Consider the following 22,995-nt stretch of genomic DNA (forward strand, 5'->3'; position numbering starts at 1 on the left):
CTCCTGCCAGGCTGCAGTGATGCTGACGCATCCGCAGCTTGGAACGCTCAGGCGCCGCGAACGGCGCGCGCGAAGGTGTCGATGCGGTCGAGGTCCTTGATGCCCGGCGCGCTCTCGACCCCCGAAGAGGTGTCCACCAGCGGCGTGCCGGTGAGGCGCACGGCCTCGGCCACGTTGTCGGGCGTCAGTCCGCCGGCAAGGCCCCAGGCGACCGGGCCCTTCCAGCCCGCGACCAGTTTCCAATCGAAACTGAGGCCCATGCCGCCGGGCAGCGTGCCCTTGGGCGTCTTGGCATCGAACAGCACCAGATCGACAGCGCCCGCATAGGCGGCGGCCCTGGCGGCATCTTCGGCGGTGGCGACGGAAAGCGCCTTCCACACCGCCACGCCGTAGCGCGCGCGCAGCTGTGCGGCCCGTTCCGGCGTCTCGTTGCCGTGCAGCTGGAAGGCGTCGAGGCGGGCGCTGGCCACGGCCTCGGCAATCGCGGCATCGTCGGCATCGACGAACAGGCCGACACGGCCGATTCGCCCTTGCGCCCGTTCGGCGAGTTGGGCGGCCTGCGCGGGCGTGACGTTGCGGGGGCTCTTCGGGAAGAACACGAAGCCGGCATGATCGGCGCGCGCGCGGATCGCCGCCTCGAGCGCCTCGCTGGTGCTGATCCCGCAGATCTTGATTGCCGCTGTTGGCATTGGATTTTCTGGCCTAGATTGCGGCCCTGACATGCAGGGGACCGACTGATGAACCGATTAGGGCGCTATCTAATGCCATTTGCCGCGGCCGCAATGCTGACGGGGTGCGGCATGAAGGAGTCGTTCGCGGACGCGCAGATGGAGGTGGCCAGGTTCCACCGCGCGCTTGACGCGGGACGGTCGCAGGACATCTGGAAGGCGGCGGACCCTGACTTCCGCAAGGCGACCCAGCCGGCGCAGTTCGGCATGCTGATCGATGCGGTGCACCGCAAGCTCGGCAAGGTCCGCCAGAGCAAGCAGGTCGGCTGGAACACCAATGCCACCACCGGCGGCACCTTCGTGAGCCTCACCATGCAGACGACGTTCGAGCACGGCAGCGGGGTCGAGCAGTTCGTCTACCGCAAGGGAGACGGCGGGCACATGGCGCTGGTCGGCTACAACATCCAGTCGCAGGACATGATGATGAACTGACCAGCGCCGCTGTGTCACGCTGCGCGAAAGCCTGCGCTGTGCCGGCTTTCGCGCGGACCGTTACTGCCCGAGTTCGAACTGGACGGTGACGTTCACCGACATCTGCAGTTCACCGGCGGCAACCGGCGGGGCGGAGGCGAGCGATTCCATCGCCGCCTTGCTGCGTGCGTAGATCATCGGCTGCGGCGCATAGCCGCCGCCTTCGCTGATCGAGACGATCCGCACCACGCGCAGGCCTGCGGCGCGGGCATAGAGGTCTGCACGGGCGCGGGCGGTCTTGATCGCATCGGTGCGGGCCTCGTCCTGGGCGGCGTCGGGCGCGGACAGCGTGAAGTCCGGGCCGTTCACCTGATTGGCGCCTGCGGTGACCAGCGCGTCGATCACCTTGCCGGTGTCCGCGAGCTTGCGCTGACGGACATTGACGGTGTTGGTGGCCTGATAGCCGACGATGGCGCGCGGCTCGCCCGAGAAGCTGCCGTCGGGCTGGCGCTTGGGCTCGGCGTAGACGGGGTTCAGGCTGAGATTGGTGGTCTGGATGTCCTTGTCGGCGATCCCGGCTTTCTTGAGCGCGGCGATGACGCGGGCCATGGCCTGCGAATTGGCGCCCATCGCCTCGCTGGCGGTGGTGCCCTGCGAGGTGACGCCGGCCGAATAGCTCGCCATGTCGGGGGTGCGGGTGGTGGAGCCTTCGGCATTGATGGTGAGCAGGGTGTGTCCGGCCTCGATGGCAGGGACGGTCTGCTGGGCCATCGCGGCGGGGGCGCTGGCCAGCGCCAGCGCGGTGAAGGCAGCAGCAGCAAGCAGTCGGGGGGAATTCATCAGTCGCACTCTCCATTCATCGTGATCGGACCATCGTGATCGGGCCATCAGGACCGGATCAACGGTCTGCCGCCCGGGAGGTTGCGCGGCGCTGAACCGTGCATTTCCGGGGGATGAACGGAGAGACGGAGCCGGGCGGCCTCAGCCTTGGCCCGGCTCGGGGATATGCGTCAGAGCGTGGCCTCGATGGCGCGAGCTGCGGCCAGCGGGTCTTCGGCGCGGCTGATCGGGCGGCCGATCACCAGCACGCTGGCGCCATCGTCGCGGGCCTGGCGCGGGGTGACGATGCGCTTCTGGTCGCCGTTTCCGCCATTCTGCGGACGCAGGCCGGGGACGACAAAGTAGCCGTCCTTCCACTGCTTGTGCACCGCGCCGACTTCGTGGCCGGAGCAGACGATGCCGTCGAGCCCGGCCGAGTGCGCCAGTTCGGCAAGGCGCAGGGCCTGCGCGTGGGGCTGGTCGTTGACGCCGATCGAGGCGAGGTCGTCACCGTCGAGGCTGGTCAGCACGGTGACGGCCACGACCTTGCAGTTCTCGCCCGCAGCGGCCTTGGCGTCTTCCATCATCGCGCGGCCACCGGCGGCGTGGATGGTGACGATCGCGGGCTGCAGCACGTGGATCGCCTGCATGGCGCCGGCAACCGTGTTGGGAATGTCGTGCAGCTTGAGGTCGAGGAAGATCGGCAGGCCTAGCTTGTGCAGCTCGTGCACGCCGTGGTGGCCATGGGCGCAGAAGAATTCCAGCCCCAGCTTGATCCCGCCGATGTGCCCGGCGACCTTGCGGGCCAGCGCTTCGGCAGCGTCGAGGCGGGGCAGGTCGAGCGCGAGGTAGACGGGATTGTGGTTCATGGGATCAGGCTTCCGGCGTAGGGTCGAGGGAGGGATCTGGGGTGGGGGCGGCGTCGGGCACGCTGACCGGCGCCGTCATCGAGGGCATCGAACTGGCGCGCAGCGAGTTCTCCAGCGTGGCGATGCGGCGGCCCAGCCGCCAGCGCACCGCGCGCAGGTAGAGCCACACCGGCAGCATGCCGAGGCCGAAGAACAGGAGGGCGACAAAGCCGACCGGCCATTCGAAGTGAACGTAGTTGCCGTCGTCGAGCGGCCAGAAATTCACCGGTACCTTGGCCCAGTTCATGGCAATGAAGGCGACAAGGATCGCGGTCAGGGCAATCCACAGCACGGTGCGGATGATATTCATGCTTCCTCCGGCAATTCCTGCAGCTGGTTCTGCAAGTCTGGTCCCGCCAATCGCGCAATGCTAAGCGCGATTGGCGGCCATGGGAAGTGTCGGCCGGGAGCTTAGTTCCCGAAAACGCGCGCGAAGATCGTGTCGACCTGCTTGAAGTGGTAATCGAGGTTGAACTTCTCCTCGATCACTTCGACCGGCAGGGCGGCGGTGACTTCCTCGTCGGCCTTGAGCAGTTCGAGCAGCGAGAGCTGGCCGTCCGATTCCCAGACCTTCATCGCGTTGCGCTGGACCAGGCGGTACGACTGGTCGCGGGTCAGGCCGGCCTGGGTCAGCGCCAGCAGCACGCGCTGCGAGTGGACGAGGCCGCCCATGCGGTCGAGGTTCTTCTGCATGCGCTCGGGATAGACGAGCAGCTTGTCGATCACGCCGGTGAGGCGGGCGAGCGCGAAGTCGAGGGTGATCGTCGCGTCAGGGCCGATGAAGCGTTCGACCGACGAGTGCGAGATGTCACGTTCGTGCCAGAGCGCGACGTTTTCCATCGCCGGGGTCACCGAGGAGCGGACGACGCGGGCGAGGCCGGTGAGGTTTTCGGTCAGCACCGGGTTGCGCTTGTGCGGCATCGCCGAGGAGCCCTTCTGGCCCGGCGAGAAGTACTCTTCGGCTTCCAGCACTTCGGTGCGCTGCAAGTGGCGCACTTCGATGGCGAGGCGTTCGATCGAGCTGGCGATCACGCCCAGCACCGCGAAGAACATGGCGTGGCGGTCGCGCGGGATGACCTGGGTCGAGACGGGCTCGATCTCGAGGCCCATCTTGTCGGCGACGTACTGTTCCACGGCAGGGTCGACGTTGGCGAAAGTGCCGACCGCGCCCGAGATCGCGCAAGTGGCGACTTCCTCGCGGGCGGCGACGAGGCGCTTCCTGCAGCGGGCGAATTCGGCATAGGCTTCGGCCATCTTGAGGCCGAAGGTGACCGGCTCGGCATGGATGCCGTGGCTGCGGCCGATGGTGGGGGTGTACTTGTGCTCCTCGGCGCGGCGCTTGATCGCGGCGAGCAGGGCATCAAGGTCTTCCAGCAGGATGTCGGCGGCCTTGACCAGCTGGACGTTGAGCGTGGTGTCGAGCACGTCGGAGCTGGTCATGCCCTGGTGCATGAAACGCGCTTCGGGGCCGACCTGCTGGGCCACCCAGTCGAGGAAGGCGATGACGTCGTGCTTGGTCACGGCTTCGATGGCATCGATCGCGGCGACGTCGATCGTCGGGTTGGTGGCCCACCAGTCCCAGAGCGCCTGGCCGGCGCTGGCGGGCACGGTGCCCATCTCGCCCATCTTCACGGCGGCGTGGGCCTCGATCTCGAACCAGATGCGGTAACGGGCTTCGGGCTCCCAGATCGCGGTCATCGTGGGGCGGGCGTAGCGGGGTACCATGTTCGACTCCTTTGGCTGACGCGGGTGCCGCTAGGCGCGGTGGGCCCCAAAGGCAAGGATTATGGCAGCGCGCATGGCAGTAGTCAGGGCAGCGCGCATGGCAGTGGTCAGGGCGGGCAGGCGGGCGTGGAGGCTGGAAATTGCCGTTTTGACGAGGAACCCTGGTGGTTCGATCCCGGCATGTGCAAACCCATCCCATCCGCCAGGGATGCAAATGTCGGAATCAATCCACCAGGGCGCGTGGACAAATTCGTGCGGCCGTTTGCGCCCCATAGCGGACCTTGCTGTGGTGGGCTAAAAGGTCTGTATGCCACCTGCCAACCCGCCGATGCTGCCGCGCAAGCCGTCTGAACTTACCCCAGAGCAGGCCACATTCATTCGTGAAACTGCGCAGCGCATATTCGGCAGCGAAGTTGTCGTGCGCAATTACGGCACGGATCCCAAGGCTCTTCGAATCCACGTCGAAACCGATGCCCACAGCCTAGTGGTCGCCGATTTCATAGGCGCTCTTGTCACGCGCATTGATCACATTCCGAGTGTGTCGGTCACGGAACGCGGTGCGAAACCTCGGGGCGATGCAAAAATTGCCTACCGGCAGGGCGAAGTCCTTTAGGACTCTCTCGGCCAAGTCCGCTTTCCACCCAAATCAGACCTCCCCAAACCCGCTCAGCCTGAGCTTGTCGAAGGCCCCGAAGCCGGGCGCTGAGCCCCCATGCTTCGACAAGCTCAGCATGAGCGAGGTGGTTGGGGCAGCGTCCGTTTCCGCGTCCCACCCCACTCGGTCCCGCCGCTCCCCGCTGCAGGTGTCCCCGCGGCCTAGCGCACCAGCGCCACGCCGATGCGCAAGCGGGTAGTGCGGCGGTTGTAGTCGAGCAGGTTCTCGCCGTAGCCGGCGAAGCCCTGGCCGAAGAGATAGAAGTCCGGCCCGCCGCCGAGCAGGCGGCGCAGCGGGTAGGAGAGTTCCCCGCTGGTCGATCCCTTGCCGCTGGAGAAGCTGAAGCGGGTGAGCGAGGAGAAACGCCAGCCGTTCTCCCGGCCGATCTGGAACGAGATGCCGCTGTTGCCGCGGTAGCGCCGGATGTCCGGGTTGTCGGAAAGGTCGCCGACGAACAGCCAGACGCGCGGCTGCACGGTCAGGCGCAAGTCGTCGGCCAGCGTGAACGCGGCCATCGGCGCGAGGTAGATGGTGTTCATGCTGCGCGAATCGTCGCCGTCGCGGCCGTTCGATTCGTGGCGCACGCCGATCTGGGCGCTCAGCGTCGCCTTGTCGGAAAGCACCTTGGGCGCGGTGACGTAGAAGGCTTCGGGCTGGAAATCGATATTGCGGAAGGGCGAGGAATTGGCGCCCAGATCCCAGAACATGCGCTGGGTATAGGCAAAGTAGAGCCCGTCGGCGAGCGCGCGGCCGCCTTCGTGGGCGCGGCTGCCGAACAACTGGTACTTGAAGCTGAGCTGCAGGCGAGCGTCGCTGTTGGTGCCGGGGCCATAGACCGCATAAGTCGGCTCGTAGGCGGACAGGTTGCCGATATAGGCGTTGCCGACCGTACGGTCGCTGGGTGGCGGTGTTGGCGGAAGCGGCATGGAGGCAGCCGGGGGCGCAGGAGCGGCGAGCGCCATATGCGGGCCGCCTTCAGGCGCCAGGTTCGGGGCCGGATCCGGGGCCGGGTTCGGGGCGGGGGATAGCACCGCGAGCGATACGGCCTGTCCGCCCCAGCCGGGCACCGAGAGCTGGGCGCTTTCCGCAAGGCTGCCGCCGGCCAGCCGGTACCGCACGGTGGCGAAGCGGCCGGGGGCGACCGCCACCGCTGCCGGCGCCGATGCCTCGCGCTGCAAGGTGACCGTGCGGCCATCCCCGAAGGCGCCGGGCCGCGTCAACCGCGCCTCTACCACGGCGGGCAGGCTGGCCTCGGCGACGGCCGGGCCGGTGTTGAGCAGGCGCACGTCGAGCAGGGCGCCGCCCTCGCCGTCGCTCTCGGCATGGCCGATCAGCACTTCGATCGTGGAGGGAAGGGCCGATTGCGCGAGGGCCGCGCCCGGGATCGCGGATGCCAGCACGATGGCAGGGGCAAGGAAGGACGATCCGGTCATGCGGTCAGGGCTTTCGGGTGCAGGCAGGGGGGGGCGGCAGGGTCGCACCAACCCTTCGCCGAAGGCGGCAAAATACCGAATTTGTTCGCAATTGCGAGTCCACGCGGCCTAGAGCGATTTCCGATCTGATCGATTCAGATCGGGCTCTCCAGAGTCTTTGTTTTCCGCGTTTTTCCGAGTCACGGCGGGTTCCGCTCCGTTCGAAAAACGCTCCAGGCCGTTCACGAGTCTGGAGCCTCGTCTGCCGTCGGCGCCGGGCAGGCGGGGCTGCGGGTCAGCGCGGCTCTCCAGCGCAGTTCGTACGTCACCATGAACCCGTCGTGGTCGGACAGCACCGGACTGTCCGGGCTGCCGTCGAACAGGGCTTCCACCCTGACCGGGCGGATCTTCACGGCCTCGCCGCTCCCGACGAACTGGAGGTCCTGCGTATCCATCCAGGGCTCGTCGCCGTCCCATGACATCTTCACCTCGCAGCCCGAATCCGGGGGCGCGCAGATGCGGTGGACAAGGCCGAGCCGGTGGTAGCGGGAAAAGTTCTCCCAGCGCGGCTCGGAGCGGCGCATGTTGAAATCGCCGCCGAACACCAGCGGTAGGCCGTCGTCGTGGGTCTCGTCGATGAAGCGCGAGGCTTCCCGGGCCTGCCGGTCATGCGCGGCAAGGTTGCGCGCGGGCGGCGCCCCCGAGGCCCCGCGCGCGTTCATGTGGGTGTCGTAGACGTCGATCGGCGTGGGCACGCCGGGAATGGCGATGCGGGCCATGGCGATGCCCTTGTTGGACAGGCAGTCGAACCCCGCGCAGGAACGGCGGCCATAGGCGCGGCGGCTGTAGTTGATGATGGGCCAGCGCGAGGCGATCGCCAGCCCGCTGCCATAGAGGTGGATGCCGATCTCGCCGCGCCTCAGGCTGGAGCGGCCGGGCAGGAACCTGCGGGTCGATCCCTGCGCGCCGGTGGTGCGGCGCGGGCCGGACGTGATCGCCGGATAGCCCGCGGCCGCGACCGCGCGCTTGGCGGCATCGCTGAACATCTCCTGGAACAGCACGATGTCGGGGCCGCTCCCGGCCTCGCGCATGGCGGAGAGGCGGCGGCCGATCCGTTCGAGGAAGGGGCGCCTGCCGGTGCGGGCGGGCCAGCCGAGGCCCTCGATATTGTAGGTCAGCACGGTGATGCGCGTCGCGGTGAATGCGCCGTCGGGCGATCGGGACAAGTGCGGGGGCAGGGTCTGCGCGCAAGGGATGCGGGCCACGGGCGGCGGCAGGGTGGAGCAGCCCGACGCCAGCAGCAGGGGGAGGAGGGAGAGACGGGCGAGGCCGGGCATGCGGGTGGGGGATCCTGCTGTCGGGGCTGTGTTGCGGGCGCAGCGCGCGATCATTGCGGAAAACTGGGGGGGGAGGGGGGGCGATGCGGAGGTTTCCAAAGGTAACTAGGCGCTTGACGGGTTTGTCGTCTGGAGCAGGCCGGGCCATGCGAAGGACAGCGCGACTTCGCCGGTCACGCTGCCGTCCGGGGCGAAGCTGCGCTCGACGATCCGGCCTTGTCCACCGGCAGACAAGGCCAGCACCGTGCTGCACCGGGTGCCGTAGACGAAATCGCGGATGAAGACCGGGGCAAAGCGCGGCTCCGGCCCGTCCTGCGGGCGGGCGATGCGGCGATCCGGGCGCTCCGAACGCAGCGCGGCGAACAGCGCCGCGAAGTCCTGTCCGCCGCCGGACAGCCACGCTGCCAGGGCCGTCTGGACCGCGCGGGTCTTGGGCCAGGGCACGTCGAAACCGCCGTTCGAGAGGCCGTGGATACCCGGTGCGAGGGGGCGCGATTCGGTCCTGGGATGGTTGGTGAGGAAGCGTGCCTCGCTGCCCGCCACTTCGACGAGGTTGAACGGGTTCATCGCCTCCACCGCCTCGGGAGCGCGGCCCTGCAGAAGGTCGGTGACCAGAATGCCGCGCGAAGGGCGTCCGGGCTGCGCGCCTTCGGGCACCCGGTAATTGGTGACGAGGACGAAGCGGCCCGCCTCGCTCAGCCCCATCCAGGTGCCGCGGCCGACCAGGTCCCGCCCGGCGAGGATCCCCGAGCCATCGTCCCAGCGCGCCAGCGGGGCGCTGGCGCGGGCGTGGAACTCGTCCCGGTTGCCGATGACCACCAGTGGCCAGTCGGGATGCGCCTGCCAGGCGAGAGCGGCGACACACATCAGATCAGGCCCTTGGCTTTCAGGCTGACATGACCCTCGCGCCCGATCACCACGTGGTCGTGGACGATGATGCCGAGCAGGCGTCCAGCCTCGGCGATGCGGTTGGTCACGTCGATGTCGGCACGGCTGGGCTGGGGCGAGCCGCTGGGGTGGTTATGGACGAGGATGAGCCCGGTGGCGCCGAGGTCGAGCGCGCGGCGGATCACCTCGCGCGGGTGGATGGCGGCCTCGTCGATCGAGCCTTCGCCGACCATCTCGTCGAGAATCAGCATGTTCTTGGCGTTGAGATAGAGCACGCGCACGCGCTCGCGGGTGAGGTGGGCCATGTCGATGGTGAGATAGTCCACCAGCACCTGCCACGATCCGATCACCGGCGCCTCGCGCAGCCGCTGGCGGGCGAGGCGGGTGGCGGCGACGGTGACGATCTTCAGCGCGACGGCGCTGGCCTCGCCCATGCCGGGATGGGCGGCCAGCGTGCGCGCGTCGGCCTGGAGCACGCCCGCGAGCGAGCCGAAACGCTGCAGCAGGCTGCGCGCGAGCGGTTTCATGTCGCGCCGGGGAACAGCCTGCATCAGCAGGAGTTCTATCACCTCGTGATCCGCCAGAGCTTCCCCGCCGCCCTCGACCAGCCGCTTGCGCAGCCGCGCCCGGTGCCCGCTGGGGTCGTTGCCCGCGTCCTTTGGCCCGGTGGGGGCCGTCGGTTCATCGAAGAGACTGTCGTGGTCGGGCATAAGCTCTGCGAACAATTGCCTTTCCCGGCGCAGACGCGCAAGTGAACGATCTGAATGTCCGAGGTGCGAGACCTGACCGACCCCCCGGCGGAAGCTGACCGCCCCTCCCGTGCGGGCACGCGTTCCCGGTCGCGTGCCCGCAGGCGCATCGTCGCGACGAGTGCGCTCGGCGTGGTAGGCCTGCTCGCGCTCGGCGCCGGCACCGCCTGGATCCTGCGCAAGGACATTGCCGAAAACGTGATCGGCAGCGAGCTGAAGAAGCTCGGCCTGCCCGCACGCTACGAGATCGTCACGATCTCGCCTTCGGAGCAGGTGGTGCGCAATCTCGTGATCGGCGATCCGCGCCGCCCTGACCTCACCGTCGAGGAAGTGCGGGTGGCGACGCGGGTGGTTTGGGGCTGGCCAGGCATCGGCCGCATCACGCTGGTCCGCCCGCGCCTCTACGGGCGCTATCACGGCGGCGCGCTCAGTCTGGGCGTGCTCGACAAGGCGCTCGCTTCGGGCGGGGCCGCCGACAAGGACCATCCGCTGCCCGACTACGACATCGGCCTGGTCGACGGCCGCGCGCTGATCGACAGCGACTATGGCCGCGTGGCCGCCAAGCTCGACGGGATCGGCCCCTTGCGGGGCGGTTTCGACGGGCGGCTGGCGGTCGTCGCGCCGGACCTTGCGGTGGCGGGATGCCGGGCGGCGCAGGCCACGCTTTACGGCAGGCTGCGGGTCAGCGGCGAGAAGCCGTCCTTCACCGGCCCGCTGCGGCTTGGCCGGCTCGATTGTCCCGCGCAGGACATCCACCTGGCGAAATCGGCGTTGCAGTTCGACGGCACGATCGATTCGCGGCTCGACGGCGCCGAGGGAAGGCTGGGCCTCGAAGGCGGCGCGCTGCGTCTGGCGCAGAACCGGCTTGCCGGGCTAACCGCTTCCAGTCGCTTCACTTTCCGCAAACAGGCGCTGACCGCGACGTACAAGGTGGCGGCGCGCGGGATCGTCACCCCGCAGGCCGGCGTGCAGGCCTTGTCGCTCGATGGACAAGTGCGCAGCGATCCCGGCCTGAAAAATGTCGATGTCGAGGCCGATCTGGCGGGGCGCGGCGTGGTGCCGGGGGCCATGGCCGACCGCGCGCTGGCGGACCTTGCCAGGAGCGGCGAGGGCACGCTGATCGCCCCGCTGACCAATCGCATCCGCGCCGCGCTGGGGCGCGAGGCGCGCGGCTCGACGCTTGATGCTAATGTGATCCTGCGCCGCGATGCGCGGCAGTGGAGCCTGGTTGTCCCCCGGGGGAACTGGCGCGGCACCAGCGGCGCTTCGCTGCTGGCGCTGTCGCGCGTGCAGGGGGTGTTCGGCGTGCAGGGCAGGGGGCGTCCCGTCTTCACCGGCAATTTCGCCAGCGGCGGGCAGGGCCTGCCGCACGTTTCGGGTCGCATGGAAAGCACCGCGAACGGCCGATTCGCGCTGAGCGTCAGCATGCCGGAATACCGGGCCGACGATGCGCGGCTGGGCGCTGCGAGCATGGCCTTGCCGCACCTCCTGGTGAGCCAGGCCGCCGACGGCGCGATGACCTTCGGCGGCGAGGCACGCCTGTCCGGCGCCTTGCCGGGGGGACGGGCCGACGGGCTGGTGCTGCCGATCGAGGGGCGCTGGGCGGCGAATGGCGCGCTGGCGCTCTGGTCCGGCTGTACCACGGTGGCCTTCGAGCGTCTGGCGCTGGCCAATCTGACATTGGACCGGCGCCGCCTGCCGGTCTGTCCCGCGCGGGGCAAGCCGATCCTGGCGCTTGGCGCCGGCGGCGGCATGGCGATCACCGCCGGTGTTCCCGCGCTCGACCTGACCGGGCGGCTGGGCGGCACCCGCATCCGCCTGACCAGCGGGGCCCTGGGCTATGCGCAAGTGCCTGGGCGCCCCGGCGCGCTTTCGGCGCGAGGCATCGATGTCGAGCTCGGCGCCGCCGAGGCGCCTTCGCGCTTTCGCATCGCCCGGCTCGGCGCCCGCGTCGGCAAGGACATCGCCGGGACCTTCGACGAAAGCGACGTCATGCTGGCCGCGGTGCCGATGGACTTGCGGCAAACCGGTGGACAATGGCGCTACGCGGGCGGCGTGCTGAGCCTGGAAGGGGCCCATTTCACCCTGGTCGACCGCCAGCAGGCGCCGCGTTTCGAGCCGCTGGTCGCCCGCGATGCGACGCTGCGACTGGCGAACGGTGTCATCACCGCCGATGCCCTGCTGCGCGAACCCAAGAGCGACCGGGCGATCGTGCGCGCCGACATCGTCCACGATCTCAACCGCACCCGTGGCCACGCCGATCTGGCGGTTGGCGACCTGCGATTCGACGACACGCTGCAGGCCGGAACGCTTTCTGCGATGCTGGTGGGTGTCGTCTCGAACCTCGAGGGGACGGTCAAGGGAACCGGCCGGATCGACTGGACGGCGGACAAGGTGACCAGCCATGGCCGGTTTTCCACCGATGGACTGGCCTTCGCGGCGGCGTTCGGTCCGGTGAAGGGCCTGTCCGGCGATGTCGTGTTTACCGACCTGCTGGGCATGGTGACGGCGCCGAACCAGACGCTGCGGCTCGCCTCGGTCAATCCCGGCATCGAAGTGACCGACGGCACGCTCTCGTTCCAGATGGAGCCGAACTACCTGCTGCGCATCAATGGCGCGCGCTGGCCGTTCATGGACGGCACGCTGGCGCTGGAGCCGGCGACGATGACCATCGGCGCGGCGGAAACGCGCCGCTACACGCTCACCGTCAAGGGGCTCAACGCGGCGACCTTCGTGCAGCACCTCGAAGTCGGCAATATCAATGCCTCGGGCGTGTTCGACGGCGAAGTGCCGCTGGTGTTCGACGAGAACGGCGGCCGCATCGACAACGGTTTCCTGCGCTCGCGGGTGCCGGGGGGCAATGTCAGCTATATCGGCGCGCTGACCTACAAGGACCTCTCGGCGATGGGCAACTTCGCTTTCGCGGCGCTGAAGTCGGTCGATTACAAGCAGATGGAGATCGGTCTCGACGGCTCGCTGGCGGGGGACATCCTGACCCGGATCAGCTTCGACGGGCTCAGCCAGGGGGCAGGGGCGTCGAAGAATTTCGTGACCAAGCAGGTGGCGAAGCTGCCGATCCACTTCATCGTCAATGTGAAGGCGCCGTTCATGAGCCTCTTCGGCAACATGCGCTCGCTCTACGATCCCACCTTCATCAAGGATCCGCGCATCATCAGTGCGGAAGCCGCGCTTCAGGCGAAAGCGAAGGCGGCCGCGGGCATCCCCGCAGGCGCCCCTGTAGCCGCGCCTGCAGCCGCCCCTGTAGCCGTTCCGGCAACGACTGATCCTGCACAACACACCATTCAGCCTTCAGACAGCGAGAGAAAACCATGATTGGCCCGCAATTGACCGGAAGCGATCCGGCTGCGACAAACCTGGCGATGCCAAAGATCGCCTCCTCGTTTGCGCAGTTCGCCGCAGTCCGGTCCGGCAGGCGCGCCGTTTGCGCCGCGACGATGGTGGCGGGGCTCGTGCCGATGCTGTCCGGGTGCATTCAGGTAACTGCGCCCGACAAGCCGATCGTGATCGAGCTCAACGTCAACATCCGACAGGAAGTGATCTATCAGCTTTCCGCCGACGCGGAAAAGACGATCAAGGACAACGAAGGCGTATTCTGATGACCAAGACCCGTTTCAGCAGTTCCGTCGCCCTGATGGGCGCAGCCGCGCTGGTTCTCGGCGCAGCAGGTGTCGCCGTGGCGCAGGAAGCCCGCGATCCGGCCTATGCCGCCGCCCGCTCGTCCGGGCAGGTGGGTGAGCAGCGCGACGGTTATCTCGGCGTGGTCGGCAGCCAGCCGGCCGCGGTGCAGGCGATGGTGCGCGATCTCAACAACAAGCGCCGCGCGATCTACACCGAAAAGGCCGCCGGCAAGGGCACGATCGAGGAATATGCCTTCGCCACCGCTTGCCGCCTGATCGCCCAGACCGCGCCCGGGGAAAAGTACCAGGCGCCCGACGGCTCCTGGCAGACGCGCACGGCGGCGGCCCCGCAGCGCGATCCGCGCTGTCCGTAATTTAACTGCTCTGCATTTGGTGCATTCCGGGCCGGTATCGCCAAGCGGCGGTGCCGGCCCGGAGTCTTTTGCGGGGTGCGCCTGCGACATCCGTCGAAGGCTTGCGGCCGGTGCCGCGGAGATGTCGGTGCTTTGACCGTCCGATCCCGTCTCGTTCGTGAAACACTCTTTCGCCCGTTCGACAGGGGTGTGACCGCGCTCTGACAGCCTTGATTCGCAAATGGTCGGGGAGGCAGGCTCTCACGCATCGCCCTTGCGCTTTTCCTTTTCCTGACGAATGCTGTGTCTGCGCGGGCACTTGGGTTGGCCGGGGCGGCGCGCCAGGGCGTGTGAACAAGAGGCGTGGTCAGCGCCCGGCCAAGGTTGACTCGGGATAAGCCCCACCCTAAGGGGGCGGCGCCCTCGGCGGGGAGCCGTTGAACGCGTCAATCGTCCTTTATGGAGGAGGACCTGACATGAGCGACGAGCCACCTGCACGAGACTCCGTTGGCGAGGATGCGCGCCTGGAACGGCTCGACGAAAGGCTGAAAGCCCTTCGCGAGCGTGAAGAGCAGCGCAACAAGCCCAACGCAGGCACGGAAACGGACGATTCCTATCGCGCCGGCAACCGTGTTCTGGCCGATCTTCTCGGCGGGGTCATCGGCGGCCTGTTCATCGGCTGGGTGATCGATCACTTCGCCGGAACATCGCCCTGGGGTCTGTTGGTGATGTTGTTCCTAGGAATCTTCGTCGCCTTCAGGAATATCATACGGAATTCGAACCAGCGCCCGGATTGACCCATAAGGGGTGGATTGGGCGCTGTCGTTCATAGGCGACAGGGATATTCGCGTGGCTGCCGAAGCAAAGGTCGATCCGATGCACCAGTTCCAGCTCGAAACGCTGGCCGGTGCCCATTGGAACATTGCCGGATACAACATCGCCTTTACCAACAGCGCGCTGTGGATGGCGATTGCTACCGTTGCGCTGATCGTCTTCGTTGCCGGCGGCACGAAGCGTCAGCTCGTGCCGGGCCGCTGGCAGATGGCTGTCGAGACCTTCACCGGTTTCATCGACGGCATGCTGGCCGCCAACGTCGGCAAGAACGGCAAGAAGTACGTCCCGTACATCTTCTCGCTGTTCATGTTCATTCTCTTCGCGAACTTCCTCGGTCTGCTGCCGCTCGGCGTGCTCGGCCTGCACCCCTTCACCTTCACCAGCCACTTCTCGGCGACCGGTGTCCTGGCGGTGCTCTCGTTCGCGATCGTCATCATCGTGGGCTTTGCCAAGCACAAGCTGCACTTCTTCTCGCTCTTCGTGCCGCACGGTACGCCGGTCGTGATGATCCCGCTGATCTTCGTGGTCGAGCTGATCTCCTTCCTCGTGCGTCCCTTCAGCCTTGGTCTGCGACTCTTCGTCGCGATGATGGCCGGCCACGTGCTTCTTGAAGTGCTTTCGAGCTTCGTGATCAGCTCGGGCAATGCCGGTCTCGGCCTCTTTGCCATTGCCGGTCTGCCCAGCTTCATCCTGATGGTCGGCATCTGCGCTCTCGAGCTGCTGGTCGCCGGCATCCAGGCCTATGTCTTCGCTCTTCTCACCTGCGTCTATTTGAACGACGCTGAGAACCTTCACTGATTTTCAGTCTCTTATCAGACTTTTCCAAAGGGAGTTTTTGTAATGGAAGCAGATGCTGCAAAGCTGCTTGGTGCCGGTCTCGCCGCTATCGGTTGCGGTCTCGCCTCGATCGGCGTGGGTAACGTCTTCGCGAAGTTCCTCGAAGGCGCACTGCGCAACCCCGGCGCTGCCGACGCCCAGCAGGGCCGTCTGTTCATCGGCTTCGCGGGCGCCGAACTTCTCGGCCTGCTCTCGTTCGTCGTTGCCGCGCTGCTGATCTTCGCCTGATCGCACTAGCGCACTGATCCGATCCGGCCGCGCGAACCCTTTGGTGCCGCGGCCGGGCCACCGGATGCAAGATTTTTACCGGCTACCTCGGGACAGGGCTGACACATGCCTCAGATCGCACAGCTAGGCGAATACTACGCCAGCCAGATCTTCTGGATGCTGATCTTCTTCGCCATCACCTTCTTCGTCGTCGGACGCGGCATGGTGCCCAAGGTGATGGATACGGTCGCCTCGCGCGACAAGCAGATTGCCGAGGACCTCGCCACCGCCGAAAAGCTGCGCGAAAGCGCCGACGCGGAAGAGGAAGCCTGGCGCACGCGTGAAAACGCGAACCGCGCGCAGGCCCAGGACCTCATCGCTTCGGCCCGCGCCAAGGCCGGTGCCGCCACCGCAGAGCGTCTCAGCGCCGCGCAGATCGGCATCGACGCCGACCTCGCCGCCGCGGAAAAGCGCATCGACGAAGCGCGCCTTGCGGCTGCTGCCGAGATCGAAAGCGTTGCCGCCGAAGCCGCTCGCGACATCGTCAGCCGCGTCGCCGGCATCTCGCTCGACGAGACTGCCGCTCGCGCCGCCGTGAAGGAGAGCCTGGCTCATGGCTGAGAACACCGCTGCTGAAACGGGCGCCGCTCCGGCTGCTCACGAGGCCGATGCCGCCCAGGCGCACGTCGCCGTCGAGCACGCCGAGCCCGAACTGCTGGGCTTTGCCCCGCCGGTCGCGGTGGTCAGCGCCTCGATGCTCGTGCTCATCCTGATCATGGTCTGGAAGGGCGTTCCCAAGCTCATCTCGGGCGGTCTCGATTCGAGCATCGCCCAGATCAAGGCGCACCTCGAAGAGGCCAAGACCCTGCGCGCCGAGGCGGAAGCCCTGCGCAAGGAATATGCCGACAAGATCGCGAACGCCGAAAAGGACGCCGCGGCCATGCTCGAGCATGCCCATCACGAAGCCGAGGCCATCGTCGCCAAGGCCGAGGCCGACACCACCGAACTGATCGCCCGCCGTCACAAGATGGTGGAAGAGAAGATCTCGGCGCTGGAACTGGCCACGATCAACGACCTGCGCCGCAAGGCCGCTGCCGCTGCCGCTCTGGCCGCCGGCGACCTGATCAAGGCCAACCACTCGGCCGATGCCGACAAGGCGCTGGTCGACAAGGCGATCGCCGGGATCTGATCCCGACCGCCTTTCGGTTACCGAACAACGAAGCCTCCGTGTTCCGCACGGGGGCTTTTTTGTTGTTCCGATCCACGCCTTGCGTCGAACCGATCGCCTGGATGCGCTTAGGTGGTTGACCTTGGCGTGCTTTGGGATCAGAGGAGCGCCCGCACGGCCGTCGTGCCGCGCAAGTTTCAGGAAGCGAGGACATGTCAAGCGACAGTTCCAGTAGGACCGCACGCCCCAAGGGCGCTGGCTAGTTCTCGCTGGCCATCGTCCGCCCGGGTCGTGCGGACGAAAGGTTTTGAAGATGATGAACGACCTGCTCGCCGGCGTGGCTGCCGGCCCCCGGCCCGTGAAGCGCGGGCTCTACATTGCCGATATCGTCGAGATGCTGGAGGCGCTGACGCCTTCCGAAGCGGCTGCAAAGCTGGGCCGCATGGCGGACGTGCGCGCCGTTGCCGCGCTCGACCGGCCTGAATTTTCCCGCGCGCCCGAAGTGCTGGAACTTCTGCCGTTCCCGCGCGCGGTTCGGCTCGTCTCGCAGATGGCGGAAGACCGCGCGGCCGACGTGCTGGCGGCGATGGACGAGGATCTGGCCGCGCGCTTCCTCGCCGCCCTGGCGCCCGATGTGCGCACCTCGCTCTCCCAGCTGCTGGCATGGCCGGAGGACAGCGCCGGCGGCATGATGACCACCGAGTTCGTCGCCGCGCCCGCCAATGCCACCGTGGGCGATGTCCTGCGCCTGATCCGCACGGTCGAACGCAGCCGCGAGACGGTCTATTCGGTGTTCCTCGTCGACAAGGCGGGGCGGCTCGAATCGACGATCTCGCTGCGCCGCCTGATTGCCGCAGAGCCTGACGATCCCGCGCTCGATCTCGGACGCGACCGCGAACCCGTGGTCGTCGCGCCCGATACCGACCGCGAGGAAGTGGCGAACCTGATCCGCCGTCACGACCTGCTGGCGCTGCCGGTGGTGGACGAGCAGGGCTGTCCGATCGGTATCGTCACCGTCGACGACGTGCTCGACGCGCTGGTCGAGGAGCATACCGAGGACGTCCAGAAGTTCGGCGGCGTCGAGGCGCTCGACAAGCCCTACCTCGAAACCGGCTTCTTCGCGATGATCCGCAAGCGCGCCGGGTGGCTGAGCGTGCTGTTCCTCTCCGAGATGCTCACGGCCAGCGCCATGCAGCATTTCGAGGACGAACTGGCACGCGCGGTGGTGCTGACGCTGTTCATCCCGCTGATCATGAGCTCTGGCGGCAACAGCGGCAGCCAGGCGACCTCGCTGATCATCCGTGCGCTTGCCGTCGGGCAGGTGCGCCTGCGCGACTGGTGGCGCGTGGCGCTGCGCGAACTGCCGGCCGGCATGGTGCTGGGCGGTATCCTCGGTGTGGTCGGCTTCGCGCGCATCGCGCTTTGGCAGAAGCTGGGCTTCTACGATTACGGCGAGCACTGGGTGCTGATCGCCACCACCGTGTCGGCGGGGCTGGTGGGCATCGTCACGTTCGGGTCGCTGGCGGGCTCGATGCTGCCCTTTGCCTTGCAGCGGCTCGGCTTCGACCCGGCCAGTGCCTCTGCGCCGTTCGTGGCGACGCTGGTCGATGTCACGGGTCTGGTGATCTATTTCACCATTGCGCTTGCGATTCTCTCCGGGACGCTGCTCTAGCGTTTTCGGAATACTCCCAACCGAAAGGAACGGCCGTCATGGCATATACCGCGAAGATCCTGCTGCTCGGCTCGGGCGAGCTGGGGCGCGAATTCGTCATTTCGGCCAAGCGCCTGGGCTGCGAAGTGATCGCCTGCGACGCCTATGAAGGCGCGCCGGCGATGCAGCTGGCGGATGGCTTCGAGGTCTTCTCGATGCTCGACGGCGAGCGCCTGCGCGCCGCCATCGAGAAGCACAAGCCGGACTACATCGTGCCTGAGGTGGAGGCGATCCGTACCGAAGTGCTGGCCGAAGTCGAGGCGGAAGGCTTCTGCGTGGTGCCGTCCGCGCGCGCCACGCAGATGACCATGAACCGCGATGCCATCCGCGAAGTGGCCGCTGTCGAACTGGGCCTGCGCACTTCGCGCTATCGCTATGCCGAAAGCCTCGAGGAAGTGCTGGCCGGCGCCGAACACACCGGGCTGCCCTGCGTGATCAAGCCGGTGATGTCGTCTTCGGGCAAGGGCCAGAGCACGGTGCGCGATGCCGCCGATCTGGAGAAGGCATGGGATTACGCCGTCGCCAACATGCGCGGTGACCGCAAGCGGGTGATCGTCGAGGAATTCGTCGCCTTCGATTACGAGATCACGCTGCTGACCGTGCGCAGCCGCGAGGGCGTGTCGTTCTGCCCGGCGATCGGCCACCGGCAGGAGCGCGGCGACTATCAGGAATCGTGGCAGCCCACGCCCATGGCGCCTGCCGCCATTGCCGCCGCGCAGGACATGGCGCGGAAGGTGGTGGACGATCTGGGCGGCTACGGCCTGTTCGGTGTCGAGTTCTTCGTGAAGGGCGAGGAGGTGATCTTCTCCGAACTCTCGCCGCGTCCGCACGATACCGGCATGGTCACGCTGATCTCCCAGAACCTGTCCGAGTTCGACCTTCATGCGCGGGCGATCCTTGGCCTGCCGATCCCCGAGGTCGTGCTGCACGGTGCCAGCGCGTCGGCGGTGGTGCTGGCCGACCGGGACAGCGATTCCTTCGCTTTCGAGGGCCTTGGCGAGGCGCTGGCGACACCGGGGGCGCAGGTCGACCTGCGGGTCTTCGCCAAGCCTGTAACGCGCCCCTACCGCCGTATGGGCGTTGCGCTGGCGCTGGCCGGGGACACCGATACCGCGCGCCGGGTTGCCGCCGAGGCCGCGGGCAAGGTGCGGATCGTTTACGAGTGAGGTGAGGGCTTACTTCTTCCCGCCGTGGATGCGCTGGCGGACCGCCGCCAGCAGTTCCTCCATCGTCGCCACTTGCGTGACGCCATAGCGGGCGGCGGTGATGTCGACGTTGCCCTTGCGCCAGAAGCCGTCGGGGCAGAGCACCACCAGCTTGCCGCCGCGCGCATGCAGGCCGAGTTCCAAGAGGCTCACCGGGCTCTGCGTGCCGGGCGCAAGGTACATGACGATCACGTCGGCGCTCTCCAGCGCGGCGAGTTCCCATTCGACCTGGCGGCGGAATTCGGGCTCGCTCGCCTCGGGCTTCCATGCCGGGTTCCAGTCGGGTCGGCGCGGGTTGAGGATCACCACGTTCTCGTTCGACAGGGCCTTGATCAGATCGGCCTGCCAGTCGGTGGCGCTGCCCATGTCGATGCTGCCGCCCGGGAACACGCGGGGCACATCGTGCGCGGCGGGCAGGGGCTGCGGAGACGTGACGATCATGCTGGATGCCATGGCGGGAGCCGCGCTCGCCAGAACGGCGGCGAGCGCGAGGAGAGGGGCGAACGTGCGAAAGGGCATCGGGGGCTGATCCGTCTCAGAACGTGTTCTTGGCTTCGCGCAGCGCGGCGAAGGTCGCCACCGCGTCATGGCCGCCCCAGCGCGCCTGCAAGGCCGGATCGTCGGCGCGCAGGAACGGGTTGGTAAGCAGTTCCCGGCCCAGCCTGGCGGGAACGGTCGGCATGCCGGCGGCGCGGGCGCGGGCCACATCCTCGGCATAAGCGGCGAGTTCGGCGTTGTCCGGGTCGGCATGGAGCGCGAACCTGGCGTTCGCGGCGGTGTACTCGTGCGCGCAGTAGAGCAGCGTTTCGGCGGGGAGCGCCTTGATGCGCTGGAGGCTTTCCCAGAACTGCGGCGCGGTGCCCTCGAACATGCGGCCGCAGCCGAGCGCAAAGACCGAATCGCCCACGAAAGCGACGTGCGCTTCGGGCAGCCAGTAGGCGCAGTGGCCGAGCGTGTGGCCGCCGACGTCGAGCACTTGCGCGGTGCAGTCGCCGATCCTGACCGTATCGCCCTGATCGACGCGGCGGTCGACGCCCGCGATCTTGCCGGCATCGTCTTCGGGCGCGGTGATCGTGCAGCCGGTCGCCGCCTTGATGGCGCCGTTGCCGCCGGCGTGGTCCGGGTGCCAGTGGGTGTTCCAGATCTGGGTGATCTGCCAGCCCTTGGCGGCGGCCTGCTTGAGATATTCCTCGGCATCCGGCGTATCGATGCACACGGTTTCGCCGCTGGCGGGATCGTGCAGCAGATAGCCGTAGTTGTCGCTGAGGCAGGGGAACTGGTGGACTTCGAGCATGGGGTCTCTCCTTGGCTGCCTATGTAGCGAATGACGCCCAAAGCAAAAGCCCGCCCGGCCACTCCTGAGAATGGGCCGGACGGGCCTTTACTGTTTCACCTGGCGGTGAAGCTCGACAGTTCGGGTGGCGAGGCCATCACGGGAGTAAATCCCGTGACGTCAGTCGGGCTATGCCCGCTGGCCGGCCTTCGCCCCGAGCGGAATGCAGGCTGCCATTTGCGATGCAAATGTCGCCTGCATTCCTGGGCTCGGCTTACGAACGGTTCTTGAGAGCTTCGCCGAGGATGTCGCCGAGCGAAGCGCCCGAGTCCGACGAACCGTACTGTTCGACAGCTTCCTTTTCTTCGTGAAGCTGGCGAGCCTTGACCGAGAAGGTCGGCTTCTTCGAACGGTCGAAACCGGTGACCATGGCGTCCAGCTTCTGGCCGACCTGGAAGCGGTCGGGGCGCTGTTCGTCGCGGTCGCGGCCGAGGTCCGAACGCTTGATGAAGCCGGTGGCGCCATCGTCGCCAGCCTGGACTTCCAGGCCGCCGTCGCGAACTTCGAGAACGGTGACGGTGACGACTTCGTTGCGGCGCAGCGAGCTGCCGCCGGCCGAAGCGGCAACGCCGCCAGCTGCCGGAGCACCACGCTCAAGCTGCTTCATGCCGAGGCTGATGCGTTCCTTCTCGACGTCGACGTCGAGAACCACGGCCGAAACCTGCTCGCCCTTGCGGTGCAGAGCCAGCGCGTCCTCGCCCGAGATGCCCCAGGCGATGTCCGACATGTGAACCATGCCGTCCACGTCGCCGTCGAGGCCGATGAACAGACCGAATTCGGTCGCGTTCTTGACTTCGCCTTCGACGGTCGAACCGACGGGGTGCTTCTCGGCGAAGGCTTCCCAGGGGTTCTGCTGAGCCTGCTTGAGGCCGAGCGAGATGCGGCGCTTGTCCGAATCGACTTCGAGAACGACCACTTCGACTTCCTGCGAGGTCGAGACGATCTTGCCGGGGTGGACGTTCTTCTTGGTCCAGGACATTTCCGAAACGTGGACAAGGCCCTCGATGCCGGCTTCCAGTTCCACGAACGCACCGTATTCGGTGATGTTGGTGACGGTGCCGGTGAGCTTGGCGCCCACGGGGTACTTGACGGCGGCGCCTTCCCACGGATCGCTTTCCAGCTGCTTCATGCCGAGGCTGATGCGCTGGGTGTCCTGGTTGATGCGGATGATCTGGACCTTCACGGTGTCGCCGATGGCGATCACTTCGCTCGGGTGGTTGACGCGCTTGTAGCTCATGTCGGTGACATGGAGCAGGCCGTCGATGCCGCCGAGGTCAACGAACGCACCGTAGTCGGTGATGTTCTTGACGACGCCTTCGATGACCTGGCCTTCGCTCAGCTTGTCGATCAGCTCGCTGCGCTGTTCGGCGCGCGTTTCTTCGAGGACGGCGCGACGCGACACGACGATATTGCCGCGGCGACGGTCCATCTTCAGGATCTGGAAGGGCTGCGGCACGTCCATCAGCGGGGTGACGTCGCGCACGGGGCGGATGTCGACCTGCGAGCCGGGGAGGAACGCAACGGCGCCGTCGAGGTCGACGGTGAAGCCGCCCTTGACGCGGCCGAAGATCACGCCTTCGACGCGCTTGCCTTCACCGAATTCGTTCTCGAGCTTGTCCCAGGCGGCTTCGCGGCGTGCGCGGTCGCGCGACAGCATCGCTTCACCGTCGGCGTTCTCGACGCGGTCGACGTAAACTTCGACTTCGTCACCGACCTTGAGACCGTGCTCGCCTTCACCGCGGGCGAATTCGCGCAGGGCAACGCGGCCCTCGCTCTTCAGGCCCACGTCGATGACGGCCTTGTCGTTTTCGATGGCAGTGACGGTACCCTTGACGACGCGGCCTTCGAAGCCGTCATCGGCGACACCGCCGAGCTGATCGTCAAGCATCTTCGCGAAATCGTCGCGAGTCGGATTGGCGGAAGTAGCCATTAAAGGTTTAATCCTGTTTAGTTTTTTCCGGCCTGGCGGTTTGATCCGCCGGTCTTTCCTCCGCGCTTCGCACCATGCGAAACCCGGGCCAAAAGGGCCGAACCGCCGTGGGGGCCGAATGCCGTCCACGGCGTCTGTCGAACCAGG

General features: G+C 67.2%; 24 protein-coding genes. 12 read left to right on the forward strand and 12 right to left on the reverse strand.

The genetic code is table 11. From position 1 onward, the window contains the following. Window positions 1-47 precede the first annotated feature (47 nt). The gene (locus tag OKA11_RS15915; protein ID WP_267222046.1) at window positions 48-689 is read right to left on the reverse strand and encodes a phosphoribosylanthranilate isomerase; all 642 of its coding nucleotides are present in this window, start codon (window positions 687-689) and stop codon (window positions 48-50) included. 111 nt (window positions 690-800) lie between these two features. Here OKA11_RS15915 and OKA11_RS15920 point away from each other — a divergent pair, with 111 nt between their 5' ends. Continuing rightward, window positions 801-1,160, forward strand: a complete 360-nt coding sequence (locus OKA11_RS15920) for a DUF4019 domain-containing protein (protein ID WP_267222049.1) — start codon at window positions 801-803, stop codon at window positions 1,158-1,160. 60 nt (window positions 1,161-1,220) lie between these two features. Here OKA11_RS15920 and OKA11_RS15925 read toward each other — a convergent pair whose 3' ends face one another. From OKA11_RS15925 to purB, 4 genes are all read right to left on the reverse strand, one after another. Beyond that, window positions 1,221-1,979 carry an SIMPL domain-containing protein gene (locus OKA11_RS15925; RefSeq protein ID WP_267222051.1) on the reverse strand — a complete coding sequence of 253 codons (759 nt, stop codon included), beginning with the start codon at window positions 1,977-1,979 and terminating at the stop codon, window positions 1,221-1,223. Window positions 1,980-2,149: 170 nt separating this feature from the next. Further along, window positions 2,150-2,827 carry an orotidine-5'-phosphate decarboxylase gene (gene pyrF, locus OKA11_RS15930; protein WP_267222053.1) on the reverse strand — a complete coding sequence of 226 codons (678 nt, stop codon included), beginning with the start codon at window positions 2,825-2,827 and terminating at the stop codon, window positions 2,150-2,152. Between the two features lie 4 nt (window positions 2,828-2,831). Beyond that, complete coding sequence (locus OKA11_RS15935; protein ID WP_267222055.1) at window positions 2,832-3,176, reverse strand: LapA family protein; 345 nt, start codon at window positions 3,174-3,176, stop codon at window positions 2,832-2,834. A 101-nt stretch (window positions 3,177-3,277) separates the two neighbouring features. Continuing rightward, window positions 3,278-4,591, reverse strand: coding sequence for an adenylosuccinate lyase (purB, locus tag OKA11_RS15940; protein ID WP_267222057.1), 1,314 nt, complete (start codon window positions 4,589-4,591; stop codon window positions 3,278-3,280). Between the two features lie 328 nt (window positions 4,592-4,919). Here purB and OKA11_RS15945 point away from each other — a divergent pair, with 328 nt between their 5' ends. Beyond that, window positions 4,920-5,204, forward strand: a complete 285-nt coding sequence (locus tag OKA11_RS15945) for a hypothetical protein (protein WP_267222059.1) — start codon at window positions 4,920-4,922, stop codon at window positions 5,202-5,204. Window positions 5,205-5,407: 203 nt separating this feature from the next. Here OKA11_RS15945 and OKA11_RS15950 read toward each other — a convergent pair whose 3' ends face one another. The 4 genes from OKA11_RS15950 to radC form a co-directional block, all read right to left on the reverse strand. After that, entirely contained in the window at window positions 5,408-6,679 is a 1,272-nt protein-coding gene (locus OKA11_RS15950; RefSeq protein ID WP_267222061.1) for a phospholipase A, read from the reverse strand. Window positions 6,680-6,900: 221 nt separating this feature from the next. Next, on the reverse strand, window positions 6,901-7,995 hold the full coding sequence (locus OKA11_RS15955; protein WP_267222063.1) for an endonuclease/exonuclease/phosphatase family protein: 1,095 nt from the start codon (window positions 7,993-7,995) through the stop codon (window positions 6,901-6,903). A 105-nt stretch (window positions 7,996-8,100) separates the two neighbouring features. After that, window positions 8,101-8,862: an NRDE family protein gene (locus OKA11_RS15960; RefSeq protein ID WP_267222065.1), complete on the reverse strand. Its 762-nt coding sequence runs from the start codon at window positions 8,860-8,862 to the stop codon at window positions 8,101-8,103. Beyond that, complete coding sequence (gene radC, locus OKA11_RS15965; protein WP_267222149.1) at window positions 8,862-9,593, reverse strand: RadC family protein; 732 nt, start codon at window positions 9,591-9,593, stop codon at window positions 8,862-8,864. Before radC ends, OKA11_RS15960 begins: the two co-directional genes overlap by 1 nt. Window positions 9,594-9,647: 54 nt before the next feature. Here radC and OKA11_RS15970 point away from each other — a divergent pair, with 54 nt between their 5' ends. The 10 genes from OKA11_RS15970 to purT all read left to right on the forward strand — a co-directional run bounded on the left by OKA11_RS15970 (window position 9,648) and on the right by purT (window position 19,546). Beyond that, a complete protein-coding gene (locus tag OKA11_RS15970; protein ID WP_267222067.1) occupies window positions 9,648-12,965 on the forward strand; it encodes a YdbH domain-containing protein in 3,318 nt (1,105 codons plus the stop codon). Next, on the forward strand, window positions 12,962-13,249 hold the full coding sequence (locus OKA11_RS15975; RefSeq protein WP_267222069.1) for a YnbE family lipoprotein: 288 nt from the start codon (window positions 12,962-12,964) through the stop codon (window positions 13,247-13,249). Before OKA11_RS15970 ends, OKA11_RS15975 begins: the two co-directional genes overlap by 4 nt. Further along, the gene (locus OKA11_RS15980; protein ID WP_267222070.1) at window positions 13,249-13,644 is read left to right on the forward strand and encodes a YdbL family protein; all 396 of its coding nucleotides are present in this window, start codon (window positions 13,249-13,251) and stop codon (window positions 13,642-13,644) included. The genes OKA11_RS15975 and OKA11_RS15980 overlap by 1 nt, the downstream gene beginning before the upstream one ends. Window positions 13,645-14,099: 455 nt before the next feature. Beyond that, window positions 14,100-14,420, forward strand: a complete 321-nt coding sequence (locus tag OKA11_RS15985; protein ID WP_142632763.1) for an AtpZ/AtpI family protein — start codon at window positions 14,100-14,102, stop codon at window positions 14,418-14,420. Window positions 14,421-14,472: 52 nt separating this feature from the next. Then, window positions 14,473-15,255, forward strand: coding sequence for a F0F1 ATP synthase subunit A (locus OKA11_RS15990; RefSeq protein ID WP_267222073.1), 783 nt, complete (start codon window positions 14,473-14,475; stop codon window positions 15,253-15,255). A gap of 42 nt (window positions 15,256-15,297) precedes the next feature. After that, window positions 15,298-15,522, forward strand: a complete 225-nt coding sequence (locus OKA11_RS15995) for a F0F1 ATP synthase subunit C (protein WP_142632765.1) — start codon at window positions 15,298-15,300, stop codon at window positions 15,520-15,522. Window positions 15,523-15,627: 105 nt separating this feature from the next. Next, entirely contained in the window at window positions 15,628-16,122 is a 495-nt protein-coding gene (locus OKA11_RS16000; RefSeq protein ID WP_267222076.1) for a F0F1 ATP synthase subunit B family protein, read from the forward strand. Beyond that, entirely contained in the window at window positions 16,115-16,690 is a 576-nt protein-coding gene (locus tag OKA11_RS16005) for a F0F1 ATP synthase subunit B family protein (RefSeq protein WP_267222079.1), read from the forward strand. The genes OKA11_RS16000 and OKA11_RS16005 overlap by 8 nt, the downstream gene beginning before the upstream one ends. A gap of 292 nt (window positions 16,691-16,982) precedes the next feature. Next, entirely contained in the window at window positions 16,983-18,341 is a 1,359-nt protein-coding gene (mgtE, locus tag OKA11_RS16010) for a magnesium transporter (protein WP_267222081.1), read from the forward strand. A gap of 38 nt (window positions 18,342-18,379) precedes the next feature. Next, on the forward strand, window positions 18,380-19,546 hold the full coding sequence (gene purT, locus OKA11_RS16015; protein WP_267222083.1) for a formate-dependent phosphoribosylglycinamide formyltransferase: 1,167 nt from the start codon (window positions 18,380-18,382) through the stop codon (window positions 19,544-19,546). A 9-nt stretch (window positions 19,547-19,555) separates the two neighbouring features. Here purT and OKA11_RS16020 read toward each other — a convergent pair whose 3' ends face one another. The 3 genes from OKA11_RS16020 to rpsA form a co-directional block, all read right to left on the reverse strand. After that, on the reverse strand, window positions 19,556-20,104 hold the full coding sequence (locus OKA11_RS16020; protein ID WP_267222085.1) for a nucleoside 2-deoxyribosyltransferase domain-containing protein: 549 nt from the start codon (window positions 20,102-20,104) through the stop codon (window positions 19,556-19,558). A gap of 16 nt (window positions 20,105-20,120) precedes the next feature. After that, window positions 20,121-20,879: a hydroxyacylglutathione hydrolase gene (gene gloB / locus OKA11_RS16025; RefSeq protein ID WP_267222087.1), complete on the reverse strand. Its 759-nt coding sequence runs from the start codon at window positions 20,877-20,879 to the stop codon at window positions 20,121-20,123. Window positions 20,880-21,132: 253 nt separating this feature from the next. Next, the gene (gene rpsA, locus OKA11_RS16030) at window positions 21,133-22,848 is read right to left on the reverse strand and encodes a 30S ribosomal protein S1 (RefSeq protein ID WP_142632771.1); all 1,716 of its coding nucleotides are present in this window, start codon (window positions 22,846-22,848) and stop codon (window positions 21,133-21,135) included. Window positions 22,849-22,995 lie beyond the last annotated feature (147 nt).

Source organism: Novosphingobium clariflavum (assembly GCF_026420865.1).
Taxonomy (GTDB): Bacteria; Pseudomonadota; Alphaproteobacteria; order Sphingomonadales; family Sphingomonadaceae; genus Novosphingobium; species Novosphingobium clariflavum.

Excerpts from the sequence above, each read along its gene's own strand:
- OKA11_RS15935 (WP_267222055.1), bottom strand. The coding sequence starts at position 3,176 with ATGAATATCATCCGCACCGTGCTGTGGATTGCCCTGACCGCGATCCTT.
- OKA11_RS15995 (WP_142632765.1), top strand. The coding sequence starts at position 15,298 with ATGGAAGCAGATGCTGCAAAGCTGCTTGGTGCCGGTCTCGCCGCTATC.
- pyrF (WP_267222053.1), bottom strand. The coding sequence starts at position 2,827 with ATGAACCACAATCCCGTCTACCTCGCGCTCGACCTGCCCCGCCTCGAC.
- OKA11_RS15925 (WP_267222051.1), bottom strand. The coding sequence starts at position 1,979 with ATGAATTCCCCCCGACTGCTTGCTGCTGCTGCCTTCACCGCGCTGGCG.
- OKA11_RS15915 (WP_267222046.1), bottom strand. The coding sequence starts at position 689 with ATGCCAACAGCGGCAATCAAGATCTGCGGGATCAGCACCAGCGAGGCG.
- OKA11_RS15920 (WP_267222049.1), top strand. The coding sequence starts at position 801 with ATGAAGGAGTCGTTCGCGGACGCGCAGATGGAGGTGGCCAGGTTCCAC.
- OKA11_RS15970 (WP_267222067.1), top strand. The coding sequence starts at position 9,648 with ATGTCCGAGGTGCGAGACCTGACCGACCCCCCGGCGGAAGCTGACCGC.
- OKA11_RS15985 (WP_142632763.1), top strand. The coding sequence starts at position 14,100 with ATGAGCGACGAGCCACCTGCACGAGACTCCGTTGGCGAGGATGCGCGC.
- OKA11_RS15945 (WP_267222059.1), top strand. The coding sequence starts at position 4,920 with ATGCTGCCGCGCAAGCCGTCTGAACTTACCCCAGAGCAGGCCACATTC.
- OKA11_RS15960 (WP_267222065.1), bottom strand. The coding sequence starts at position 8,862 with ATGTGTGTCGCCGCTCTCGCCTGGCAGGCGCATCCCGACTGGCCACTG.
- OKA11_RS15955 (WP_267222063.1), bottom strand. The coding sequence starts at position 7,995 with ATGCCCGGCCTCGCCCGTCTCTCCCTCCTCCCCCTGCTGCTGGCGTCG.
- OKA11_RS15975 (WP_267222069.1), top strand. The coding sequence starts at position 12,962 with ATGATTGGCCCGCAATTGACCGGAAGCGATCCGGCTGCGACAAACCTG.
- rpsA (WP_142632771.1), bottom strand. The coding sequence starts at position 22,848 with ATGGCTACTTCCGCCAATCCGACTCGCGACGATTTCGCGAAGATGCTT.
- radC (WP_267222149.1), bottom strand. The coding sequence starts at position 9,593 with ATGCCCGACCACGACAGTCTCTTCGATGAACCGACGGCCCCCACCGGG.
- OKA11_RS16000 (WP_267222076.1), top strand. The coding sequence starts at position 15,628 with ATGCCTCAGATCGCACAGCTAGGCGAATACTACGCCAGCCAGATCTTC.
- OKA11_RS16005 (WP_267222079.1), top strand. The coding sequence starts at position 16,115 with ATGGCTGAGAACACCGCTGCTGAAACGGGCGCCGCTCCGGCTGCTCAC.
- gloB (WP_267222087.1), bottom strand. The coding sequence starts at position 20,879 with ATGCTCGAAGTCCACCAGTTCCCCTGCCTCAGCGACAACTACGGCTAT.
- purT (WP_267222083.1), top strand. The coding sequence starts at position 18,380 with ATGGCATATACCGCGAAGATCCTGCTGCTCGGCTCGGGCGAGCTGGGG.
- OKA11_RS16020 (WP_267222085.1), bottom strand. The coding sequence starts at position 20,104 with ATGCCCTTTCGCACGTTCGCCCCTCTCCTCGCGCTCGCCGCCGTTCTG.
- OKA11_RS15980 (WP_267222070.1), top strand. The coding sequence starts at position 13,249 with ATGACCAAGACCCGTTTCAGCAGTTCCGTCGCCCTGATGGGCGCAGCC.
- OKA11_RS15950 (WP_267222061.1), bottom strand. The coding sequence starts at position 6,679 with ATGACCGGATCGTCCTTCCTTGCCCCTGCCATCGTGCTGGCATCCGCG.
- mgtE (WP_267222081.1), top strand. The coding sequence starts at position 16,983 with ATGATGAACGACCTGCTCGCCGGCGTGGCTGCCGGCCCCCGGCCCGTG.
- purB (WP_267222057.1), bottom strand. The coding sequence starts at position 4,591 with ATGGTACCCCGCTACGCCCGCCCCACGATGACCGCGATCTGGGAGCCC.